Genomic DNA, 19417 nt, shown 5'->3' with positions numbered 1-19417 from the left:
GCAGAATCCAGATACGAAAAAGCCCCGCTTTGCAGCGAGGCCTTATAAATAGTGGTGCCCGGACTCGGAATCGAACCAAGGACACGGGGATTTTCAATCCCCTGCTCTACCGACTGAGCTATCCGGGCAACGGGGCGCATTAAACCGTATTGGCCGCTGATCGTCAACGAATTTATGGTTTAAAACCACTAAAACTGTACTGACTGCTCTCTTTTCAGACAAAAGAACCAGAAATTATCTCAGGGCAGCGATAAAACTTAGTGGTAAATTACTTAACCCAGTGCGCCATTTTTACGGCATTGCGCGACTTCCAATACATCTTCAGCCAGGCGCTTGGCAATTTCAACATCGACGAGTTGACGTTTAACCAGCAGTTTGCTCAAACAACCTTCCAGAATCAGTTCCATCTGTTGTGCAACCATAGCTGCATCATCAGCGTCCATCTCTTGCAACAGCTCTTGGGTATAGAGTAGTGAGGCCTGTTTCTGCTGTTCAGCCAACTGGTGGATCGGGTGTTCATTATCGGGATAGAAACTGCATGCAGCAATAAATAAGCAACCGGGGTAACGCTGATTCTGCACTTGCTCACCTAGCGTCTGGTAACGCGCCAGTAACTTTTGTTTGGGTGATAAGGTCTCGTCCAGTTGCAATTGTCGCCGCCAGGTATCTATCTGCTGGCCATGAAAGCGCAGACAGTCATACAACAAAGCTTCACGATCCGGCCAGAAACGGGCCAGATCACTGACTTCAACTGACACCTCTTTTGCCAGCATCTCCAGCGTGGTGTTTGCCAGTCCTTGCTGCTCCAATAGATTGAGCGCACTGCTTAAAACTTGTTCACGTTGCACGTTGCTCTCCTCCAACCTCTTATCTGGCAAGTGTGGTTTACCACCGCCTATGGTGCAAATAGTCTATACCCTGCGTACTGATTAATAGACATCGGCAGGTATGGACATTTTCTGCCAGCAGACTCTGTACCTTATCATTACTACGGCGACATTTTTCTAACTCTTTACCCTTTAGTTGTTTGTTAATTTATAACGACAAAATCACCGCACGATTTTTGCTATTTAGCAGTCTGTGAAGCAGGGCGCATTTTATTGTGCATCTGCCTATAACGATTGGTGAATAACTCATAATTCCTGTTCTTTTGCCTGATGGTTTATTGGAACGGGGTTTCTATAATGATCATCGTGAACCGTAAATAGAAAAAATCTTACAAAACAGGCGCAAAATTAACGACTAACACCCACTGCCGTGTGCGCTGGCAACCTGAATTGCATCACGTCCTGCATCGAGCCGTCGTTCCATCCGGGCGTTCAATTATAAGGATCGAAAATGAGTCTGCAAAATTATCCTAATCAGTTCCGCCGCAACCTACAACAAGGGCAAACCCTTATTGGTTGCTGGAGTGCACTGGCAAATCATATTTCAGCCGAAGTGCTGGGCCTGGCGGGTTTTGACTGGTTGGTTCTGGACGGTGAACATGCGCCGAACGATGTTACGACGTTTATTCCGCAACTTATGGCGCTGAAAGGCAGTAATAGCGCACCGGTTGTACGTGCGCCCTGTAATGAACCCATCATTATAAAACGCTTATTGGATATCGGTTTTTATAACTTCCTGATCCCGTTTGTTGAAAGCGAAGCAGAAGCCATACGTGCGGTTGCCTCAACCCGTTATCCACCGGCGGGGATCCGCGGGGTTTCTGTGTCTCATCGCGGTAACAATTACGGCACCGTACCCGACTACTTTGCCACCATCAACGACAACATCACCGTACTGGTGCAAATCGAAAGCCAGCAAGGGGTGGATAATATTGATGCTATCGCCGCCGTTGATGGGGTGGACGGTATTTTTGTTGGACCGGGCGATCTGTCGGCGGCACTGGGTTATCTGGGGCAGCCCAATCATCCCGAAGTACAAAAAGTGATTCGTCATATTTTTGATCGCGCTAAAGCACAGGGTAAACCGAGCGGTATTTTGGCGCCAGTTGAAGTTGATGCCCACCGTTATCTCGAATGGGGCGCAACCTTTGTCGCTGTTGGCAGTGATTTGGGCGTATTTCGTAGCGCGACTCAGGCGTTATGTGACAAATTTAAAAAATAACCATCAGTCTGTTTTGACAGTTTAGTGCTGCCGTGTTGACGGCCTTCCGACTTAATTGAGGAGTAATAAATGAAAATCGGCTTTATTGGTTTAGGGATTATGGGAAAACCAATGAGTAAAAATCTGCTGAAAGCGGGCTACTCATTAACAGTCCTCGATCGTAATGCTGCGGTGCTGGATGAATTGATCACCGCTGGCGCGCGTACGGCAACGACACCAAAAGCGCTGGCAGCAGAATGCGATATCATCATTACCATGCTACCTAATTCGCCTCATGTAAAAGAAGTGGTACTGGGTGAAAACGGTGTTATTGAAGGTGCTAAACCGGGTTCTGTGCTGATTGATATGAGTTCGATTGCACCGCTGGTTAGCCGTGAAATCAGTGAAGCGCTGGCACTAAAGCAGGTTGCAATGTTGGACGCGCCAGTCAGTGGTGGTGAGCCAAAAGCTATCGATGGCACCTTGTCAGTGATGGTGGGTGGTGATAAAGCGGTATTCGAGAGCTGTTTCGAGGTGATGAAAGCCATGGGGGGATCGGTGGTGCATACTGGTGATATTGGTGCTGGTAATGTGACTAAACTGGCCAATCAGGTGATTGTCGCACTGAATATTGCCGCGATGTCTGAAGCCTTGGTGCTGGCAACTAAGGCGGGAGTGAACCCTGATCTGGTATTCCAAGCGATCCGTGGTGGTCTGGCAGGCAGTACCGTGTTGGAAGCCAAGGCACCGATGGTGATGGATCGTAACTTCAAACCAGGCTTCCGTATCGATCTACATATCAAAGACTTAGCTAATGCCCTCGACACCTCACATGGCGTCGGTGCTCAGTTGCCCCTGACCGCAGCCGTGATGGAGATGATGCAGGCGCTGAAAGCTGATGGTTTGGGCACCGCTGACCACAGTGCATTGGCGTGTTATTACGAGAAATTGGCTAAAGTTGAAGTCACTCGTTAATCGGTGGCACCGGTGCCTGCGGGTGCCGGGCTACTGGGTAACAGGGCTATACTGGTAAGCATTCCGTTATCCTGAGCGGCCGGTTTATAACGTCGGAGCCTGTGCGGTATTGGATAGCTCATGAGATTGAATCATTTATGAAAATAGTCATCGCCCCAGACTCTTATAAAGAAAGCTTATCTGCGCTGGATGTTGCGGTGCAGATTGAAGCGGGTTTTCGCACTCAATTTCCCGATGCACAATATATCAAATTGCCGGTCGCGGATGGTGGTGAAGGTACCGTTGAGGCCATGGTCGCGGCCACCACTGGCCGGATTATTCAGGTCAATGTGACCGGCCCGTTAGGTGACGAAGTTGCGGCTTTTTACGGAATATCCGGTGATGAAAAATCGGCTTTTATTGAAATGGCGGCCGCCAGCGGGCTAGAGCTGGTTCCACCAGAACTGCGCAACCCACTGAAAACCACTTCCTACGGTACCGGCGAATTGATTTGTAATGCGCTGGATCAGGGGGTCAAACATATAATTATCGGCATCGGTGGCAGTGCCACCAATGATGGCGGTGCGGGCATGGTGCAAGCGCTGGGTGTCAAACTGCTGGATAAGCAGGGTAAGCAGATTGGTTTTGGCGGCGGGAAGCTGGCTGAACTGGATGTTATTGATATCTCAGGACTGGATCCGCGGATTAAGCAGTGCCAAATCGATGTTGCTTGTGATGTCACCAATCCACTGACTGGCAGTGAAGGGGCATCGGCTATTTTTGGGCGGCAGAAAGGGGCGACACCTGAGATGGTTAGCCAACTGGATGACGGTTTGCAGCATTATGCAGGTATCATTAAACGTTATCTTGATATTGATGTTGACCAGGTTGAAGGCGCTGGCGCGGCGGGTGGTTTAGGCGCGGCATTACTGGCGTTTTGCGGTGCAATCTTAAGCCCCGGTATTGATATTGTTACCGATGCTCTTGGTCTGGATGCTTTGGTTAGGGACGCGACGTTTGTTATTACCGGCGAAGGGCGCATTGATAGCCAAACCATTCACGGCAAAGTGCCGATTGGTGTCGCGAGAGTTGCCAAACGTTATAATAAGCCAGTGATTGGTATTGCCGGTAGCCTGACAGATGATGTTGATGTGGTGTATGAGCATGGTCTGGATGCGGTATTCAGCGTGATCTACAGTATCTGTACTCTGGAGCAGGCACTGGATAATGCGGCAGCCAATGTGTTTATGACCGCACGCAATATTGCCGCCACGCTGGCGATGGGGATGGCTGTCGGTAAATCAGCGCAAGAAAGTAAATAACACGCTTTTGGTCATAACCATCCACCGGTAAATCTCTATCAGGGCTAACGATTGATTGGCCCTGATTTCCTCGTTGGCGCTCAACTTTGCCAGCAACATGCCCCCGGTCTTGCCATTTATGTGACCCGTCCCTCAACTCTCTTTCTTTGTGGTGTGAATTGGGCGTTTGTCCAATGTATTCCCCTTCCAGACCTCATATGCTGGTGCATCAGCCCAGACTGAGGCCCATTCATGAGTGTATATAATCTTGACCCCCGGCTAGCCCAGGATATTGTTACCCGTACCATGAAGATCATTGATACCAATATTAATGTGATGGATGGTAAAGGGCGGATCATTGGTAGTGGTGATGAAGAGCGCCTTGGCGAACTGCATGAAGGGGCGCTCTTGTCGCTGTCTCATGGCCGGATTGTCGATATCGATGAAGCTGTTGCTCGCCAGTTGCACGGGGTGAGGCCAGGGATCAACCTGCCATTGCGCCTTGAGGGCGAAATCGTGGGGGTGATTGGCCTAACCGGCAACCCGGGGCAACTACGTCAATATGGCGAACTGGTGTGCATGGCAGCAGAGATGATGATGGAGCAGGCGCGGTTGGTGCATCTGCTGGCGCAGGATAGCCGTCTGCGTGAAGAGTTGGTATTGAACTTGATCCGCACCGAAGAGATATCACCGGCACTGATTGAATGGGCGCAGCGCCTTGGGGTGGATATCAATGAACCACGGGTCGTAGCCGTGGTGGATGTGGACAGCGGCCAGTTGAGTGTCGACAGTGCTATGTCGGAATTACAAGAGCTGCAAACCCTGTTGACGACGCCAGAGCGCAATAATCTGATTGCGATTGTTTCACTGACTGAGATGGTGGTGCTTAAACCGGCGCTAAATAGCCATGGCCGCTGGGATGCTATTGATCACCGGCGGCGTATGGAGTCTTTGCTGTCGCGCATGACTGAGCGGGGCCGCTTGCGAGTGCGCCTGTCGCTTGGCAATTTCTTTACCGGGCCGGGCAGTATTGCGCGCTCATACCGTACCGCTCGTACTACCATGGCGGTCGGTAAGCAACGGATGCCGGAGCAACGCAGCTATTACTATCAGGATTTGGTGTTACCGGTATTGCTTGATAGTTTGCGTGGTGGCTGGCAGGCCAATGAATTAGCCTTACCACTGGCTAAATTACGGGCGATGGACAGTAACGGTCTGTTGCGGCGCACTCTGGCCTGCTGGTTCCGTAATAACGTGCAGCCAACGGCTACTGCCAAAGCGTTATTTATTCATCGCAATACCCTGGAGTATCGGTTGAATCGTATTTCCGAACTGACCGGTTTAGATTTAGCGAACTTTGATGATCGCTTGCTGCTGTATGTGGCGCTTCAATTGGGCGAGCAGGAGTAGAGATAGATGTGATAGCAAGAAGAGCAGGCCGAGTGAGTGTCACCCGGCCTGATGATTCACTGATACTTAGGTCACTGGTGCCGGATTAAACACCGCCAAGGCATTGCGCAGCCCCCATTGATCGGACCACGTCCGTTTGCGGTCACTGGCAATATCCAGAATAAATTCAAATAATTGCTGACCAACCTCTTCAATAGTGGCATCACCTGTCGCAATGGTTCCGGCATCGATATCCATCAGGTCATGCCAGCGGTTAGCCAGATCAGTGCGGGTTGCCATTTTGATTACCGGCACTGCCGCCAGACCATAAGGGGTGCCGCGCCCGGTGGTAAATACCTGAACGGTAATACCAGATGCTAACTGTTGCGTGCCGCAGACAAAATCACTGGCTGGGGTGGCTGCAAAAATCAGCCCACGCTTGGTGGGGCGCTGCCCCGGTGAAAGCACTTCCACAATGGCGCTGCGGCCGGATTTGGCAATGGAACCGAGTGCTTTTTCCACGACGTTTGCCAATCCGCCCTTTTTATTCCCGGGTGAAGGGTTGGCGCTACGATCGGTTTTGCCGGTTTCGAGATAGTCGTCGTACCATTTCATCTCTTCCAGTAACCTTCTGCCAACCTCCTCGTTAATCGCCCGCGGGGTTAACAGATGGATAGCATCACGCACTTCCGTGACTTCAGAGAACATGACTGTTGCGCCGCAACGCACCAGTAAGTCCGAAGCATAGCCCACCGCAGGGTTGGCGGTTACGCCAGAAAAAGCGTCACTGCCACCGCATTGCATACCGACCACCAATTCAGAGGCCGGGCAGGTTTCACGTTGGCGCATATTCAGGCGTTGCAGGTGCTTTTCCGCCACTTGCAGAATGTCATCGACCATGGAACGGAAGCCGACGTGTTTCTCATCCTGCAAGCGCACGATATTGCTTTCATCCAGTGAGATAACCTGCACGTCAGGTGTCCCTTCCAGCAGCCGCTCGGGTTGGAGCTTTTCACAACCGAGACCGACGACCATCACTTCGCCACCAAAATTGGGGTTAAGGGCCAAGTTATGAATAGTGCGAATGGGCACTACCGCTGCTGGGGCATTGATTGCCACTCCACAGCCATATAAGTGATTCAGTGCAACTACGCCATCGACATTGGGATATTTGGGTAGTAGGGTGCGCTCAATGATATTGACCACATAATCCACCACGCCAGCGACGCAATGTACGCTGGTGGTAATCGCGAGTAGGTTTTTGGTCCCGACACTGCCGTCAGCGTTGCGATAGCCCTCAAAGGTATAACCTTCCAGTGGTGGCAGAGCCTCGGGGACTGCGGTGGCAAGGGGTAAGGTCTCCAGTGCAGGTGCGGCAGGTAATTCAACCAACGATTCATCTATCCAGCCGCCGCGAGCGATATCCCGCACTGCCAGACCAATCACCTCAGCATAACGAATGATTGGGCCGCCTTTAGGAATATCGACCAAAGCCACTTTATGGCCTTGTGGCACATGCTCAATAAGTTCAAGGCCACATTTAAACCGGGTGCCAGCACATAGGCCATTGTTATTAACCACAATGGCAACATTATCCGCGTCCTGTACTTTAATATAAAGCGGGTTGTCTACAGGACTATTACAAGTGCTCATAATATTTCCCTTATATACCCTTTAATTTTTTTTGGGTACGATAATTATGTTGATAACATAACTGTTATTTTTATCAATACAGCCATTATTTGTCTTAAACATAATGCTCACTAGCTTGTAAATAAGTATACGCCGCTAAAAAGAGCAAGGCATTGTGCGGATGACCTAGATGCTAATGGGTTTAATGTCTATTTTTGTTCGCAAGCCCAAAAGCAGGTGAGCATTATCACGAAAAGGTCATTTATCGCCGACATACTTTGACATTAAAAACGCATATAAAAAAAGCCCTTCGACAAAGGGCTATGTTAAAAAGGGGTACGCGGGCTTTTATTATGCTGATGCTTTGATATCAAATGAGGCTATGCCAATATTAATAACAGAGGCGATATTGCGAGAAGCAGTTCTGATATTTTCAGTTGCCTGAGAGAGTGCATCGTCAAGTGTACAAATATGGTAAATAATACTGAAAATAGCATCAACACCATGTTGATGAACAATGTTGGCATCGGTAGCCAGGCTGCCGGCAATACCAATCACTGGTTTATTGTATTTTTTGGCTAATCGAGCGACACCGACCGGGACTTTGCCATTGATACTTTGGCTGTCTATCCGGCCTTCACCGGTCAGAACGAAATGACAGTCTTTGATATAGGTTTCCAGGTCTAATGCTTCCGCGACTATCTCCACGCCCTGGCGCAACTGTGCACCGCAAAATGCTAACAATGCGGCCCCCATACCGCCAGCGGCCCCCGCGCCGGGTATCCTATCTACGTCTATTCCCAGATATTGTTTAACCATCTGCGCGTAATGGACCAGGTTATTATCCAGTATCACAATCATTGTGGCCGTAGCCCCCTTCTGTGGGCCAAAAATAGCGGAAGCACCTTGCTCACCGGTCAGCGGATTGGTCACATCACAAGCGACTTCAATGCGGCAATCTTTAAGGCGTGGGTCCAGCTGCGACACATCTATCGAGGCAATGTTATGTAAACTGCCGCCACCAAAATCAATCTCTGCGCCGTAGGCGTTACGCAATTTGGCTCCTAGCGCCTGTACCATACCTGCACCGCCATCGTTGGTGGCACTGCCACCGATACCGATAATAATATGACGCACGCCTGTTTGCAGCGCCGCACGGATTAATTCACCGGTACCGTAGGAGGTAGTGTTTAACGGGTTCCTCAATTCGGGAGGGACCAATTCCAGTCCGCTGGCCGCTGCCATCTCAATAAAAGCCGACTTCCTATCACCTGATAATCCCCAGAAAGCCTGGATTTTATTACCCAGAGGCCCGGTAACATCAGTCATGATTTTTTGGCCGCCGGTTGCGCTGATCATGGCGTCGACAGTGCCTTCACCACCATCAGCCACGGGGATCTTGATGTATTCAGCATAAGGGAATATTTCTCTAAAACCTTGTTCAATAGCCTGAGCTACTGCTATTGCCGATAAACTTTCTTTATAAGAGTCTGGTGCGATGACTATTTTCATTAGGTGTCCTGTCGCTATATTTCAAACAACAAGTGCCCCATAAGAGGCACCTATTGTTATTCCCTTAAGATGTTTTCAATTCCAGACGTTTGATATCGCCTACAACAAATAAGTAGCAGAACATAGCCATAATGGCAGAGCATCCAACAAAGATTAATGCGGCATTAAAGGAGTGTAATTCTTTCACCAGATAACCGATAACCAGCGGTGTGACAATAGAGGCGACGTTACCAAATACGTTAAATAATCCGCCACATAAACCAACAATTTCTTTTGGTGCGGTATCAGCAATAACTGGCCAGCCCAATGCACCGAAACCTTTACCAAAGAAGGCCAATGCCATCAGTGCGACCACCACTACGTCACTATCGACGTAGTTACACAGAATAATGCTTGATGCCAATAACATACCTAACACGATAGGGACTTTACGGGCAAAAGTCAGAGAGTGACCACGTTTAATGAGTGAGTCAGAGAATACGCCACCTAATACACCACCGGCAAATCCGCACAATGCCGGGATAGAGGCCACCATCCCCACTTTTAAAATAGACATCCCTTTATCTTGTACTAAATAAATGGGGAACCAGGTTAGGAAGAACCAGGTAATGGTATTAATAAAGTATTGACCAAAGAAGACACCTAACATCATTCGGCTAGCCAATAATTGCTTCAGATAATCTAATTTAGGACCGCTTTTATGACCGTCAGGTTTCTTGTGGTCCATATCGACAACAGCACCACCTTGTTTTATGTATTCAAGTTCAGATGCAGACATACCCGGGTGATCGGTCGGGTTATGGATAAATTTAACCCAGGCAATGGTTAATACGAAACCTAGCCCGCCCATCACAGTAAATACATGCTGCCAGCCCCAGGCAAAGGTTAAATAACCTAATAACGGAGAGAAAAGGGCCAGAGAGAAGTATTGTGCAGAGTTAAAAATGGCTGAAGCGGTGCCTCTTTCTTTGGTTGGAAACCAGGCCGCGACAATTCTGGCGTTAGCCGGGAAAGAGGGGGCTTCAGAGAAACCTAACATAAAGCGCATGATAAACATGGAGATAGCGGCATACGCTATCGGGAACATGTCGACAAACCCTTGCGTAAAGGTAAATAACGACCAGAAGAACAGGCTATAGGTGTAGACCCGCTTGGAGCCGTAGCGGTCTAATAACCAACCACCCGGTATTTGCATTAGCAGGTAAGCCCAACCAAAGGCTGAGAAGATATAACCCATTGCAACAGCATCTAATTGCAATTCTTTTGCCACTTCGGTGCCTGCAATTGACAATGTTGCCCGGTCAGCATAGTTAATTGCAGTCACAATAAAGATAATCAATAATATTATATATCGGACGTGGGTCCGTTTTTCAGTCACAGCGGCTTCCAGACTCATTTTTATACCCTCTATAATCATTATTTAGGTTGCCGCATTTAAATTCGTTATGAATGAGATGCAATAACCTATTTTTTATTTGGTGTTATATAAATAAAAAATCAATTTTCATAAATGTCTTCGTTAGCGCCAGATACATTATATGGAGCGGAGAAATAATTCGCATTGTGCATAGGCCCAAAAAAATGCGGCTAAATTATTTAATTGTTGTGTGGCTGTACAGCGAAGTGGGGTTATCATCACAAATACCCGTCGGACTTGAGGTTGCGACGGTGCGAGCGGTCTTACCGCAACAGCAACTAGTTTGGTTATATCCCAATGAGATTATTTTTAATCCTGATAATAAACTGATCTAGATAAAAATTATCTTTAGTATTCAGATGGGGTAAATAAACATCTAATTAACATTGTCCGAGTTAAATCTCTTTATTATTGTAAATAACTGGGTAAAATAACTGTGCTTAATCGATTCTTCCCGCTATTTATTACTCTTTATCTTCGTGCATTTGCCTATTTAATTATCCCGAAATATCAGCAATGGCACGATTCTTTTGCATTAAAAATTAATTGTAATAATACAATATTATAGACACTATGTTTGTAAGGTTAATGATTTGATAGAGTTGTGAATAGTTGTTGCAAATAATAATTATTTATCCGGCAATGGCGTGACTTCTGGGAAGAAATAAGATGAATCCATTTATTGTGGCTGACGCCGAAAGTTGTATTGGCTGTCGGAGCTGTGAAGTAGCTTGTGTGGTCGCTCATCATGAGGGGACATTCCCTGATAAACCTGACTATTTCACACCTCGGGTGAAAGTATTTAAAGGTAACCAAAGTGCCACTGCGGTCTTTTGTCACCATTGTGAAGATGCCCCTTGTGCCAGCACTTGCCCGAATGGTGCCATCGTTGAGTTAAATAACAGTGTTCAGGTTATTCAGGAAAAATGTATCGGCTGCAAAACCTGCATGATCGCCTGCCCGTTTGGCATGATGACGGTGGTGACCGAGACGGTACAACCTGCGAGTCATCGTCTGGCCGATGCCTATCAACGTACTGAAGCACAGAAATGCGACCTTTGTATTGATCAGCCTGATGGCCCTGCTTGTATCAAAACCTGTCCGACGCAGGCCCTGACACTGGTTGATCAACATTATCTACTCCGGCAACAGCAGCAAAAGCGCCAGCGCACCGCATTGAATGAGCACAATGGCCGTTTGTTCAGTAGTGCTACTTCTGCTGGCGCGGCGCACTCATTCAGCCCACTGAGCAAAAATATTCGTGATGTGGCACCGGTTAATCTATTGCAGCGGCCACGAACACCGCGCCTTGAGCCTAAAAAAATCCCACTGGCGGAGCGTAAGGCAAGTTTTGCCGAGATCTATCTGCCGTTCACCGAAGGCCAAATCCATGAGCAGGCTGAACGTTGTTTAAATTGCGGTGATAAAACCATCTGTCAGTGGACCTGCCCGCTACATAACGCTATCCCGAAATGGATTTCATTGGCTCATCAGGGCCGTATTCATGAAGCAGCTGAGTTATCCCACCAAACCAGTAGTTTGCCAGAGATATGTGGCCGAGTTTGCCCGCAGGACCGTTTGTGTGAACAAGCTTGTACTTTAAACGACCACGATGGCGCAGTGACGATTGGTCAGATTGAACGGCATATTACGGAAACGGCATTAGCCACCGGCTGGCGGCCGGATATGTCGCAAGTCAAACCCACGGGTAAACGTGTTGCTATCATCGGTGCAGGGCCTGCGGGGTTAGGGTGTGCGGATATTCTGGTCCGTAACGGCATTACACCGGTGGTGTTTGATCGTTATCCCGAAATCGGTGGTTTGTTAACCTTTGGTATTCCGGCATTCAAATTAGAGAAAGGTGTGATGACCCGTCGGCGTGAGATTTTTAGCGAGATGGGTGTCGAGTTCTGCCTAAATACCGAGATTGGGCGGGATATCACCATGGAGAGCCTGCTTAGTGATTTCGATGCCCTATTCCTCGGCGTGGGAACATACCGTTCAATGCGCTCCGGGTTGGAAAATGAGGATGCTCAAGGGGTTTACGATGCTTTGCCATTCCTGATCGGCAATACCCAACACCTGATGGGGTACGCGGGCAGTGGTGCTCACCCTTATGTCAGCATGGAAAACCAACGGGTAGTGGTTTTGGGCGGCGGCGATACTGCGATGGATTGTGTGCGTACGTCGTTGCGCCATGGTGCTAGCAGCGTGATTTGTGCTTACCGCCGTGATGAAAAGAACATGCCTGGCTCCAAGCGAGAGGTGAAAAATGCGCGCGAGGAGGGGGCCGAATTTATGTTCAATCTTCAGCCACAAAAGATTGAGGTGGATGAACAGGGGCAGGTTACTGGTATCAAAATGGTTCGCACTGAAATGGGGCAGGCAGATGCTAAAGGGCGGCGGCAGGCCCGCCCAATCACCGGCTCCGAGCACATTATTCCGGCCGACGCGGTGATTATGGCCTTTGGTTTTAGCCCGCACCGTATGTCGTGGCTGGCAGAACACAATGTGGTGCTGGATAAGCAGGGGCGAGTGGTCGCACCGACGATTTCCGGTTACCCGTATCAAACCAGTAACCCAAAAATCTTTGCGGGTGGTGACATCGTGCGTGGCGCAGATCTGATTGTCACGGCCATTGCCGAGGGGCGCAAAGCGGCCGAAAGCATTGCTTATTATCTCAATGTTTTATAACCCCGGCGGCCAGGAGAGAAGATGAACCGATTTGTAATCGCCGATATGACGCAGTGCATTGGTTGCCGCACCTGTGAAATTGCCTGTGTGGTGGCACACAGTACCAATAATAACGCCAGCACCATTACGCCAGAGCAGTTCCATCCGCGCTTGAGCGTAATGAAAAGCTTTGCCGTCAGCACCCCAATTTTGTGTCATCAATGTGAGGATGCGCCCTGCGAGAACTCCTGCCCGAACGGTGCCATTGTCACAGGCATTCATGGGGTTCAGGTAATGGCATCTCGCTGTATTGGCTGCAAAACCTGCATGTTGGTCTGCCCATTCGGGGCGATGAATATGGTTGAGCAGCCAATCCATGACTCAATGGTACGGGCGCAAGCGCATAAATGTGATTTATGCCATTCCCGTGAGGCAGGCCCAGCCTGTATAGAAGTCTGCCCAACCAACGCATTGAAATTGGTGACGCCGATGGCGTTGGAAGCGCTACAGCGGGACAGGCAATTGCGCGCTGCTCGTGGTGCTGCGCCGGGTATCGTCCGGTAACCTTTGTGGTCATAAGGATAATAAAATGGAAAAGATCCTCACGGTCTGCCCTTATTGCGGTTCTGGATGCAAATTAAACTTATTGGTTGAGGATGGCGAAATTGTTGGCGCCCAGCCGGCCAATGGTGTCACAAATCAGGGGGAGTTATGCCTGAAAGGTTACTATGGCTGGGATTTCCTCAACGATACCCGGTTGCTAACCCCACGACTGACCGCGCCATTATTACGGCATAAGCGGGGTGAGGCATTTCAGCGTGTGAGCTGGCAGGAAGCCATTGCCTTTATTACCACCAAACTCAAAGCAATAAAAAAACGCCATGGTGCGGATGCCATCATGATGACTGGCTCCTCAAGGGGGCCGGGCAATGAGGCCAACTATGTGATGCAGAAGTTTGCACGTGCCGCCATCGGCACCAACAATATCGATTGTTGCGCTCGACTGTGTCATGGCCCCTCGGTAGCAGGATTGCAGCAAACACTGGGCAATGGGGCAATGAGTAACTCGATTGGTGAGATTGAAAATACCGATTGTGTGTTGGTGTTTGGTTATAACGCGGCTGACTCTCACCCGATTGTTGCCAGACGGATCCTCAAGGCCAAAAACAAGGGAGCCAAACTGATCGTTTGCGATCCGCGACATATTGAAACTGCCCGTATTGCTGATCAATGGTTGGCACTGAAAAATGGCGCGAATATGGCACTGGTGAATGCCTTTATCTATGTGCTGATTGAAGAAAAACTGTACGACGCTAATTATGTTCGTGCACATACGCGCGGCTTTGAAGAACTGCAAGCTGGAGTGGCAGATTACCGCCCAGAGGATGTTGAACACATTACTGGCTTGCCGGCACAAGCGGTACGACAGGCCATGCGCACTTATGCTGCCGCTCCGGCGGCCACTATCTTGTGGGGCATGGGCGTCACCCAATGGGGGCAGGCGGTTGATGTGGTTAAGGGCTTGTCTTCGCTGGCGTTATTAACCGGTAATCTGGGGCGGCCAAATGTTGGCGTCGGGCCGGTACGCGGCCAAAATAATGTGCAGGGCGCGTGTGATATGGGCGTGCTGCCCAATACCTTCCCCGGTTATGAGAAAGTGACTGATGATGAAGCCAGAAGCCGCTTCGCTGCTGCCTGGGGAGTGCCTGAGTTACCCGCGCATATCGGTTACTCGATTACCGATGTGCCGCATAAAGTTGCAGAAGGCAAGTTGAAAGCCTATTACGTGTTTGGTGAAGATCCAATCCAGACCGAACCTGATTTGGCTGCAATGCGCGCCGCGTTCGAGGCATTAGAGCTGGTGGTGGTGCAGGATATCTTTATGACTAAAACCGCCGAATTGGCGGATGTGGTACTCCCAGCGACCTCGTGGGGTGAACATGAAGGGGTTTATACCAGCGCCGATCGTGGCTTCCAGCATTTTAACAAAGCCATCGAGCCGAAAGGCGATGTGAAGCCTGACTGGGAAATAATTAGCCTGATATCCACGGCAATGGGTTACCCAATGGCGTATCAAAATACTCGCCAAATTTGGGATGAAATGCGCAACCTGTGCCCACCGTTCTATGGTGCAACCTACGAGAAAATGGCCGGTTTGGGTTATGTCCAATGGCCTTGCCCGACAGAAGATCACCCCGGCACGCCGTATCTCTATACTGATAGCCAGTTTGCTACTGAGGACGGTAAAGGCTTACTCAGTTGTGCACCATGGCAACCGCCCCATGAGCAGACTAACCCTGATTACCCACTGGCACTTTGCACCGTGCGGGAGGTGGGCCACTACAGTTGCCGCTCGATGACCGGTAACTGCGCCACATTGAAGATTCTGGCAGATGAGCCTGGCTATGTACAAATACACCCAGAGGATGCCAGCCAGCTCGGTGTGATTGATCAGGCACTGATCTGGATCTCTTCGCGGCGTGGCAAAGTGATCGCCCGTGCCAGTGTTACCGATCGAGCCAACCTAGGGGCGGTGTATATGACCTATCAGTGGTGGATTGGTGCTTGTAATGAGTTGACGGTGGATCATGTTGATCCGGTGTCAAAAACACCGGAATTCAAGCATTGTGCCGTTAAGGTTGAGGCGATTAGTGATCAAAACGCGGCGGAGCACTATGTTGAGCAACAATATAGCCAGATGAAAAAGCGCTTATCCGATGCGGCTACCGTGCAGTAATTGATAACCTACCGCGCCAGACCATTCGCATGGTTTAGCGCGGCATGGTTTGCTGCAAATGTGCTAAGAACTCAGCGGCGTTCATAAAACCGGTCACTCTGGCGGCGGGAACTTCTTTACCCTGCGCATCAAAAAATAGAATAGTCGGTAAGCCCAATACCTTGAGTTCTTTCAACATCGCCGCATGTTCGGCGCTGTTGCTAGTGACATCAGCCTGAATGAGCACAGTATCCGCGAGCTGGCGCTGAACATAGCTATCACTGAAGGTATATTTCTCAAACTCTTTACAGGCCACGCACCAGTCTGCATACAGATCCAGCATCACCGGCTTGCCCTGCGCTTGCGCTAATGCAGCCTGTAATTGCGGCAAATTAGCCACTGGCTGGAAGGTTAAGTGTTTGATTTCAATCTGCTGTGTGTTGCCATTAAAAGCCCAATCCTGTAACGGGCGGGCAGCGATTAACAGTGCTGCCAATAGCAACAACTGTAAGGCCCGCGCCCAGCCAGAATGAGCTTTAAGGCTGAGTACAAATGCCCAGCCGAAGAAGGCGATGGCCAGCAGGCTCCATAAACGCAAGCCCCAGACATCACCCAGTACTCTTTCCAGCAGAAATACCGGCAGCGCCAGAATCACAAAGCCGAAAGCTTCTTTGACATATTGCATCCATGGGCCGCTACGTGGGATCAGCTTGTTGCCAAACAGCGTTACAACTACCAGTGGAATACCCATACCTAACGCATACAAATACAACGTACCGCCACCGGCCAGCATATTTCCGCTTTGCGCGATATACAGCAAAATGGCGCTGAGGGGCGCGGTGGTGCACGGCGAGCAAATCAGGCCCGCCAGTGCGCCCATGGCAAAGACACCGGCCAGCGAGCCGCCACGTTGGCTGCTACTCCACTGCACCAACCGGGTTTGCAGTGACGAGGGCAGTTGCAGCGAATAGAGGCCAAACATCGATAGCGCCAATAATACGAACAGCACCGATAGCCCAATCAACACATACGGGTGTTGCAGCGCGGCCTGAAATTGTAAGCCAGCCGCCGCCACCACCAAACCGAGCAAGGTATAGGTCAACGCCATGCCCTGCACGTACACCACCGCCAGTATCAATATTCGCCGCTGGCTGTGGGGCTTTTCACGGCCAAGAATAATGGCGGAAATCAGCGGATACATTGGCAATACGCAGGGGGTAAAGGCGATGCCGATACCAATTAACAGCGCCCATAGTGGTGAGAAAGGTAATTCAGCCGGTGTGGGCGCGCTTTCTTGGGGGGGCTGTGCCGTGCCCTGTGGGTTAACGGCGGGGGTTGCAGAGCTTGCGATAACGGCATTAAGCGGCACCACCCGCACTTCTGGCGGGTAACAGAAACCAGCTTCGGCGCAGCCCTGATAGGTGACACTGATACTCGCGCCTTCCGCAGCCTGCGAAATCGGGATTTTCAGCACGAGCTGCTGTTTGAAAATCGCCACTTCACCGTAGAACTCATCATGATGCGCAATACCCTCTGGCAGAGTAAATTCCCCGAGAGTGGCGTGCTGTGGCACAATTTTTATTTGCTGGCGATACAGATAATAATCGGGATGAATCTGCCAACTCAGTGTGAGCTGGTCACCTTGTTGGCGAAAATCAAAGGCAAACGCCCTATCGACCGGAAGAAACCGGCTCTGGCTGCTTTTTTGGCCAAGAGGGGAGCTCTCACCAAATAGTGAAGCCTGTGCGCTGTGCGGTGCGAGTAAAGCACTGCACAGCAGCAGAATCAGAGTAATGAAGCGTTGAGCCATGACAGGTAATCTTTATCTCCGCCCTGTACCGGTAACACCAGTAATTCTGGCGTCTGGTAGGGGTGATGTTGTTTGATGTAACTGAGAAGGGCTTGCTGATGATCTGTATCGCTCTTAAACAAGAGTTGTACTTCATACTCTTGCTGGAGCTTACCTTCCCAGTAGTAAATCGAGGTTGCACCGGGCAACAGCGTGGCACAGGCGGCCAATTTCTCACCCAGAACCTGCGCGGCTAAATCTTGCGCGCTGGCTTCATCAGGGGCGGTGCACAATACCACAATTGCATCACAATCAGACATCTTAACCTCATCGGTCGCGTGGCTTATATGACGAAGCGGAGCGTAACGTGCTGAATATACGCGTTACCTGAATACTTGCCTGGATACTATAGCGCGAAGCGTGGGCAGGTCAGAAGATGATTTATGTAACAGTGAGATGGATTCGATGAAAGTTGCCAATGAGCGTTGTAGAGGAAAATTGTTGATGTGAGTGGGGCGCAAATGAATTGCGCCCCAAAACGCTTACAGAACCAGACTGCCCATCACAAAACCGAAGCAAACGGCCAGCGCCACCCCGATGGTGCCAGGGATGAAGAATGGATGGTTAAACACGAAACGACCAATACGCGTGGTACCAGTGTCATCCATTTGTACCGCGGCTACCAATGTTGGGTAGGTTGGCAGAATAAACAGACCAGACACCGCCGCGAAAGAAGCAATGGCTGCCAGTGGTGACACGTTCAGGGCCATTGCCATTGGCATCAACGCCTTGGCAGTTGCAGCCTGAGAGTACAACAGTGCAGAACAGAAGAAGAAGATAACGGCCAGTAACCATGAGTGGGCCTGAATCAGGCTACCCGCAGTTTCTTTAATCCACTCAAGGTTGTGCTGTACAAAGGTATCACCTAACCAGGCTACACCCAGGATACAGATACAGGCACTCATACCGGCTTTGAAGGTGCTGGAGTTCAGGATTGAATCGGTATCAACCGAGCATACCAGCGTAGTGATAGTTGCCACACTCAGCATGATGATCAGGATGGCGTTAGTGGTATTCATCAGCGGAGTTGCAACCAGACCGACACTTGGGCTGTTGATAATCGCATAGGCAACCACACAAAGAACGCCGGCCAGGAACAGCAGCACTGACGTTTTAGCCCGTGGCTTGATCACTTTTACAGTGTCGCCGCGCAGTGTTACTAAGCCTTCTTCCAAGCGTTTAATATAGATAGGGTCATCAGACAGTTTGGAGTTAAAGCACAAGGATACGATCAGCGACATCACCAGCACCGCACACAGGGTAGAGGGGATGACTATCATCAGCAGATGCAGATAGCTAACGCCATGACCTTCCATAACGGAAGACATGTAAACCACTGCCGCGGAAATCGGTGAGGCAGTAATGGCTATCTGTGCGGAGACCACTGCTGTGGACAGAGGGCGGCAAGGTTTAATGCCTTGCTCTTTCGCCACTTCTGCAATCACGGGCAGTGCTGAAAGAGAAATGTTACCTGTCCCGGCAAAGATGGTCAGAAAATAAGTGACCAGCGGAGCAAGAATGGTGATGTGTTTTGGATTCTTACGCAGTAACTTTTCAGTTTGCTGTACCAGATAATCCATACCGCCCGCTACCTGCATCGCAGAGATTGCAGCAATAACGGCCATAATAATTGAGATAACATCGAACGGAATGCTACCGGGTTTAACGCCAATCATGGCTAAAACCAAAACACCGATGCCGCCTGCAAAACCGATACCGATACCACCTAATCTGGCCCCTAAAAAAATGGCCAGTAGGACGATGACTAACTCTACGGCTATCATAGTGTTTACTCCTTGATCAAAATGAAAAATTAAAGTTAAAAAATTGTGTTTGCCAGAAAGTAAAAAGGCACGCCGTCCAGAGGAGCATGCGTGCCTTTCAGG

14 protein-coding genes and 1 tRNA gene are annotated in these 19417 nt (G+C 49.8%); 7 read left to right on the top strand and 8 right to left on the bottom strand.

The features are described from left to right. Positions 1-52 precede the first annotated feature (52 nt). Together V1955_RS20160 and V1955_RS20155 are read right to left on the bottom strand one after the other, a co-directional pair. A tRNA-Phe gene (locus tag V1955_RS20160) sits at positions 53-128 on the bottom strand. A 144-nt stretch (positions 129-272) separates the two neighbouring features. After that, positions 273-848 carry a transcriptional regulator gene (locus V1955_RS20155; RefSeq protein WP_083161032.1) on the bottom strand — a complete coding sequence of 192 codons (576 nt, stop codon included), beginning with the start codon at positions 846-848 and terminating at the stop codon, positions 273-275. A 490-nt stretch (positions 849-1338) separates the two neighbouring features. Between V1955_RS20155 and garL the strand changes: the two genes are divergently transcribed. The 4 genes from garL to V1955_RS20135 all read left to right on the top strand — a co-directional run bounded on the left by garL (position 1339) and on the right by V1955_RS20135 (position 5753). After that, positions 1339-2109 carry a 2-dehydro-3-deoxyglucarate aldolase gene (garL, locus tag V1955_RS20150; protein WP_442821324.1) on the top strand — a complete coding sequence of 257 codons (771 nt, stop codon included), beginning with the start codon at positions 1339-1341 and terminating at the stop codon, positions 2107-2109. 69 nt (positions 2110-2178) lie between these two features. Further along, positions 2179-3063 (top strand): 2-hydroxy-3-oxopropionate reductase, encoded by an 885-nt coding sequence (garR, locus tag V1955_RS20145; protein ID WP_083161028.1) that lies wholly within the window; start codon positions 2179-2181, stop codon positions 3061-3063. A gap of 137 nt (positions 3064-3200) precedes the next feature. After that, positions 3201-4364 (top strand): glycerate kinase, encoded by a 1164-nt coding sequence (locus V1955_RS20140; protein ID WP_420073538.1) that lies wholly within the window; start codon positions 3201-3203, stop codon positions 4362-4364. A 231-nt stretch (positions 4365-4595) separates the two neighbouring features. After that, complete coding sequence (locus tag V1955_RS20135) at positions 4596-5753, top strand: CdaR family transcriptional regulator (protein ID WP_019211377.1); 1158 nt, start codon at positions 4596-4598, stop codon at positions 5751-5753. A 66-nt stretch (positions 5754-5819) separates the two neighbouring features. On the opposite strand, the gene garD is transcribed toward V1955_RS20135, so the two are convergent. The 3 genes from garD to V1955_RS20120 all read right to left on the bottom strand — a co-directional run bounded on the left by garD (position 5820) and on the right by V1955_RS20120 (position 10272). Continuing rightward, complete coding sequence (garD, locus tag V1955_RS20130; RefSeq protein WP_372568565.1) at positions 5820-7385, bottom strand: galactarate dehydratase; 1566 nt, start codon at positions 7383-7385, stop codon at positions 5820-5822. Between the two features lie 330 nt (positions 7386-7715). Next, positions 7716-8876, bottom strand: coding sequence for a glycerate kinase (locus tag V1955_RS20125; protein WP_442821323.1), 1161 nt, complete (start codon positions 8874-8876; stop codon positions 7716-7718). Positions 8877-8940: 64 nt separating this feature from the next. Next, positions 8941-10272 carry an MFS transporter gene (locus V1955_RS20120; protein ID WP_005187385.1) on the bottom strand — a complete coding sequence of 444 codons (1332 nt, stop codon included), beginning with the start codon at positions 10270-10272 and terminating at the stop codon, positions 8941-8943. A 690-nt stretch (positions 10273-10962) separates the two neighbouring features. Between V1955_RS20120 and aegA the strand changes: the two genes are divergently transcribed. Genes aegA through fdhF form a run of 3 tightly spaced genes read left to right on the top strand, consistent with a single transcriptional unit; the run spans position 10963 to position 15703 of the window. Continuing rightward, entirely contained in the window at positions 10963-12987 is a 2025-nt protein-coding gene (gene aegA, locus V1955_RS20115; protein WP_083161020.1) for a formate-dependent uric acid utilization protein AegA, read from the top strand. 21 nt (positions 12988-13008) lie between these two features. Continuing rightward, on the top strand, positions 13009-13530 hold the full coding sequence (locus V1955_RS20110) for a 4Fe-4S dicluster domain-containing protein (RefSeq protein ID WP_442821322.1): 522 nt from the start codon (positions 13009-13011) through the stop codon (positions 13528-13530). A gap of 25 nt (positions 13531-13555) precedes the next feature. Next, positions 13556-15703 carry a formate dehydrogenase subunit alpha gene (gene fdhF, locus V1955_RS20105; protein WP_420073372.1) on the top strand — a complete coding sequence of 716 codons (2148 nt, stop codon included), beginning with the start codon at positions 13556-13558 and terminating at the stop codon, positions 15701-15703. A 34-nt stretch (positions 15704-15737) separates the two neighbouring features. Here fdhF and V1955_RS20100 read toward each other — a convergent pair whose 3' ends face one another. The 3 genes from V1955_RS20100 to V1955_RS20090 all read right to left on the bottom strand — a co-directional run bounded on the left by V1955_RS20100 (position 15738) and on the right by V1955_RS20090 (position 19315). Continuing rightward, positions 15738-17492 (bottom strand): protein-disulfide reductase DsbD, encoded by a 1755-nt coding sequence (locus V1955_RS20100; RefSeq protein WP_442821321.1) that lies wholly within the window; start codon positions 17490-17492, stop codon positions 15738-15740. After that, positions 17468-17791, bottom strand: a complete 324-nt coding sequence (gene cutA, locus V1955_RS20095; RefSeq protein ID WP_005187404.1) for a divalent cation tolerance protein CutA — start codon at positions 17789-17791, stop codon at positions 17468-17470. The genes V1955_RS20100 and cutA overlap by 25 nt, the downstream gene beginning before the upstream one ends. A gap of 222 nt (positions 17792-18013) precedes the next feature. Beyond that, entirely contained in the window at positions 18014-19315 is a 1302-nt protein-coding gene (locus V1955_RS20090; RefSeq protein ID WP_083161011.1) for an anaerobic C4-dicarboxylate transporter, read from the bottom strand. Between the last annotated feature and the right edge of the window lie 102 nt (positions 19316-19417).

Source organism: Yersinia sp. 2545 StPb PI (genome assembly GCF_052217125.1).
GTDB classification, from domain to species: domain Bacteria; phylum Pseudomonadota; class Gammaproteobacteria; order Enterobacterales; family Enterobacteriaceae; genus Yersinia; species Yersinia enterocolitica_E.
This window is presented reverse-complemented; position numbering and strand designations above follow the sequence as displayed.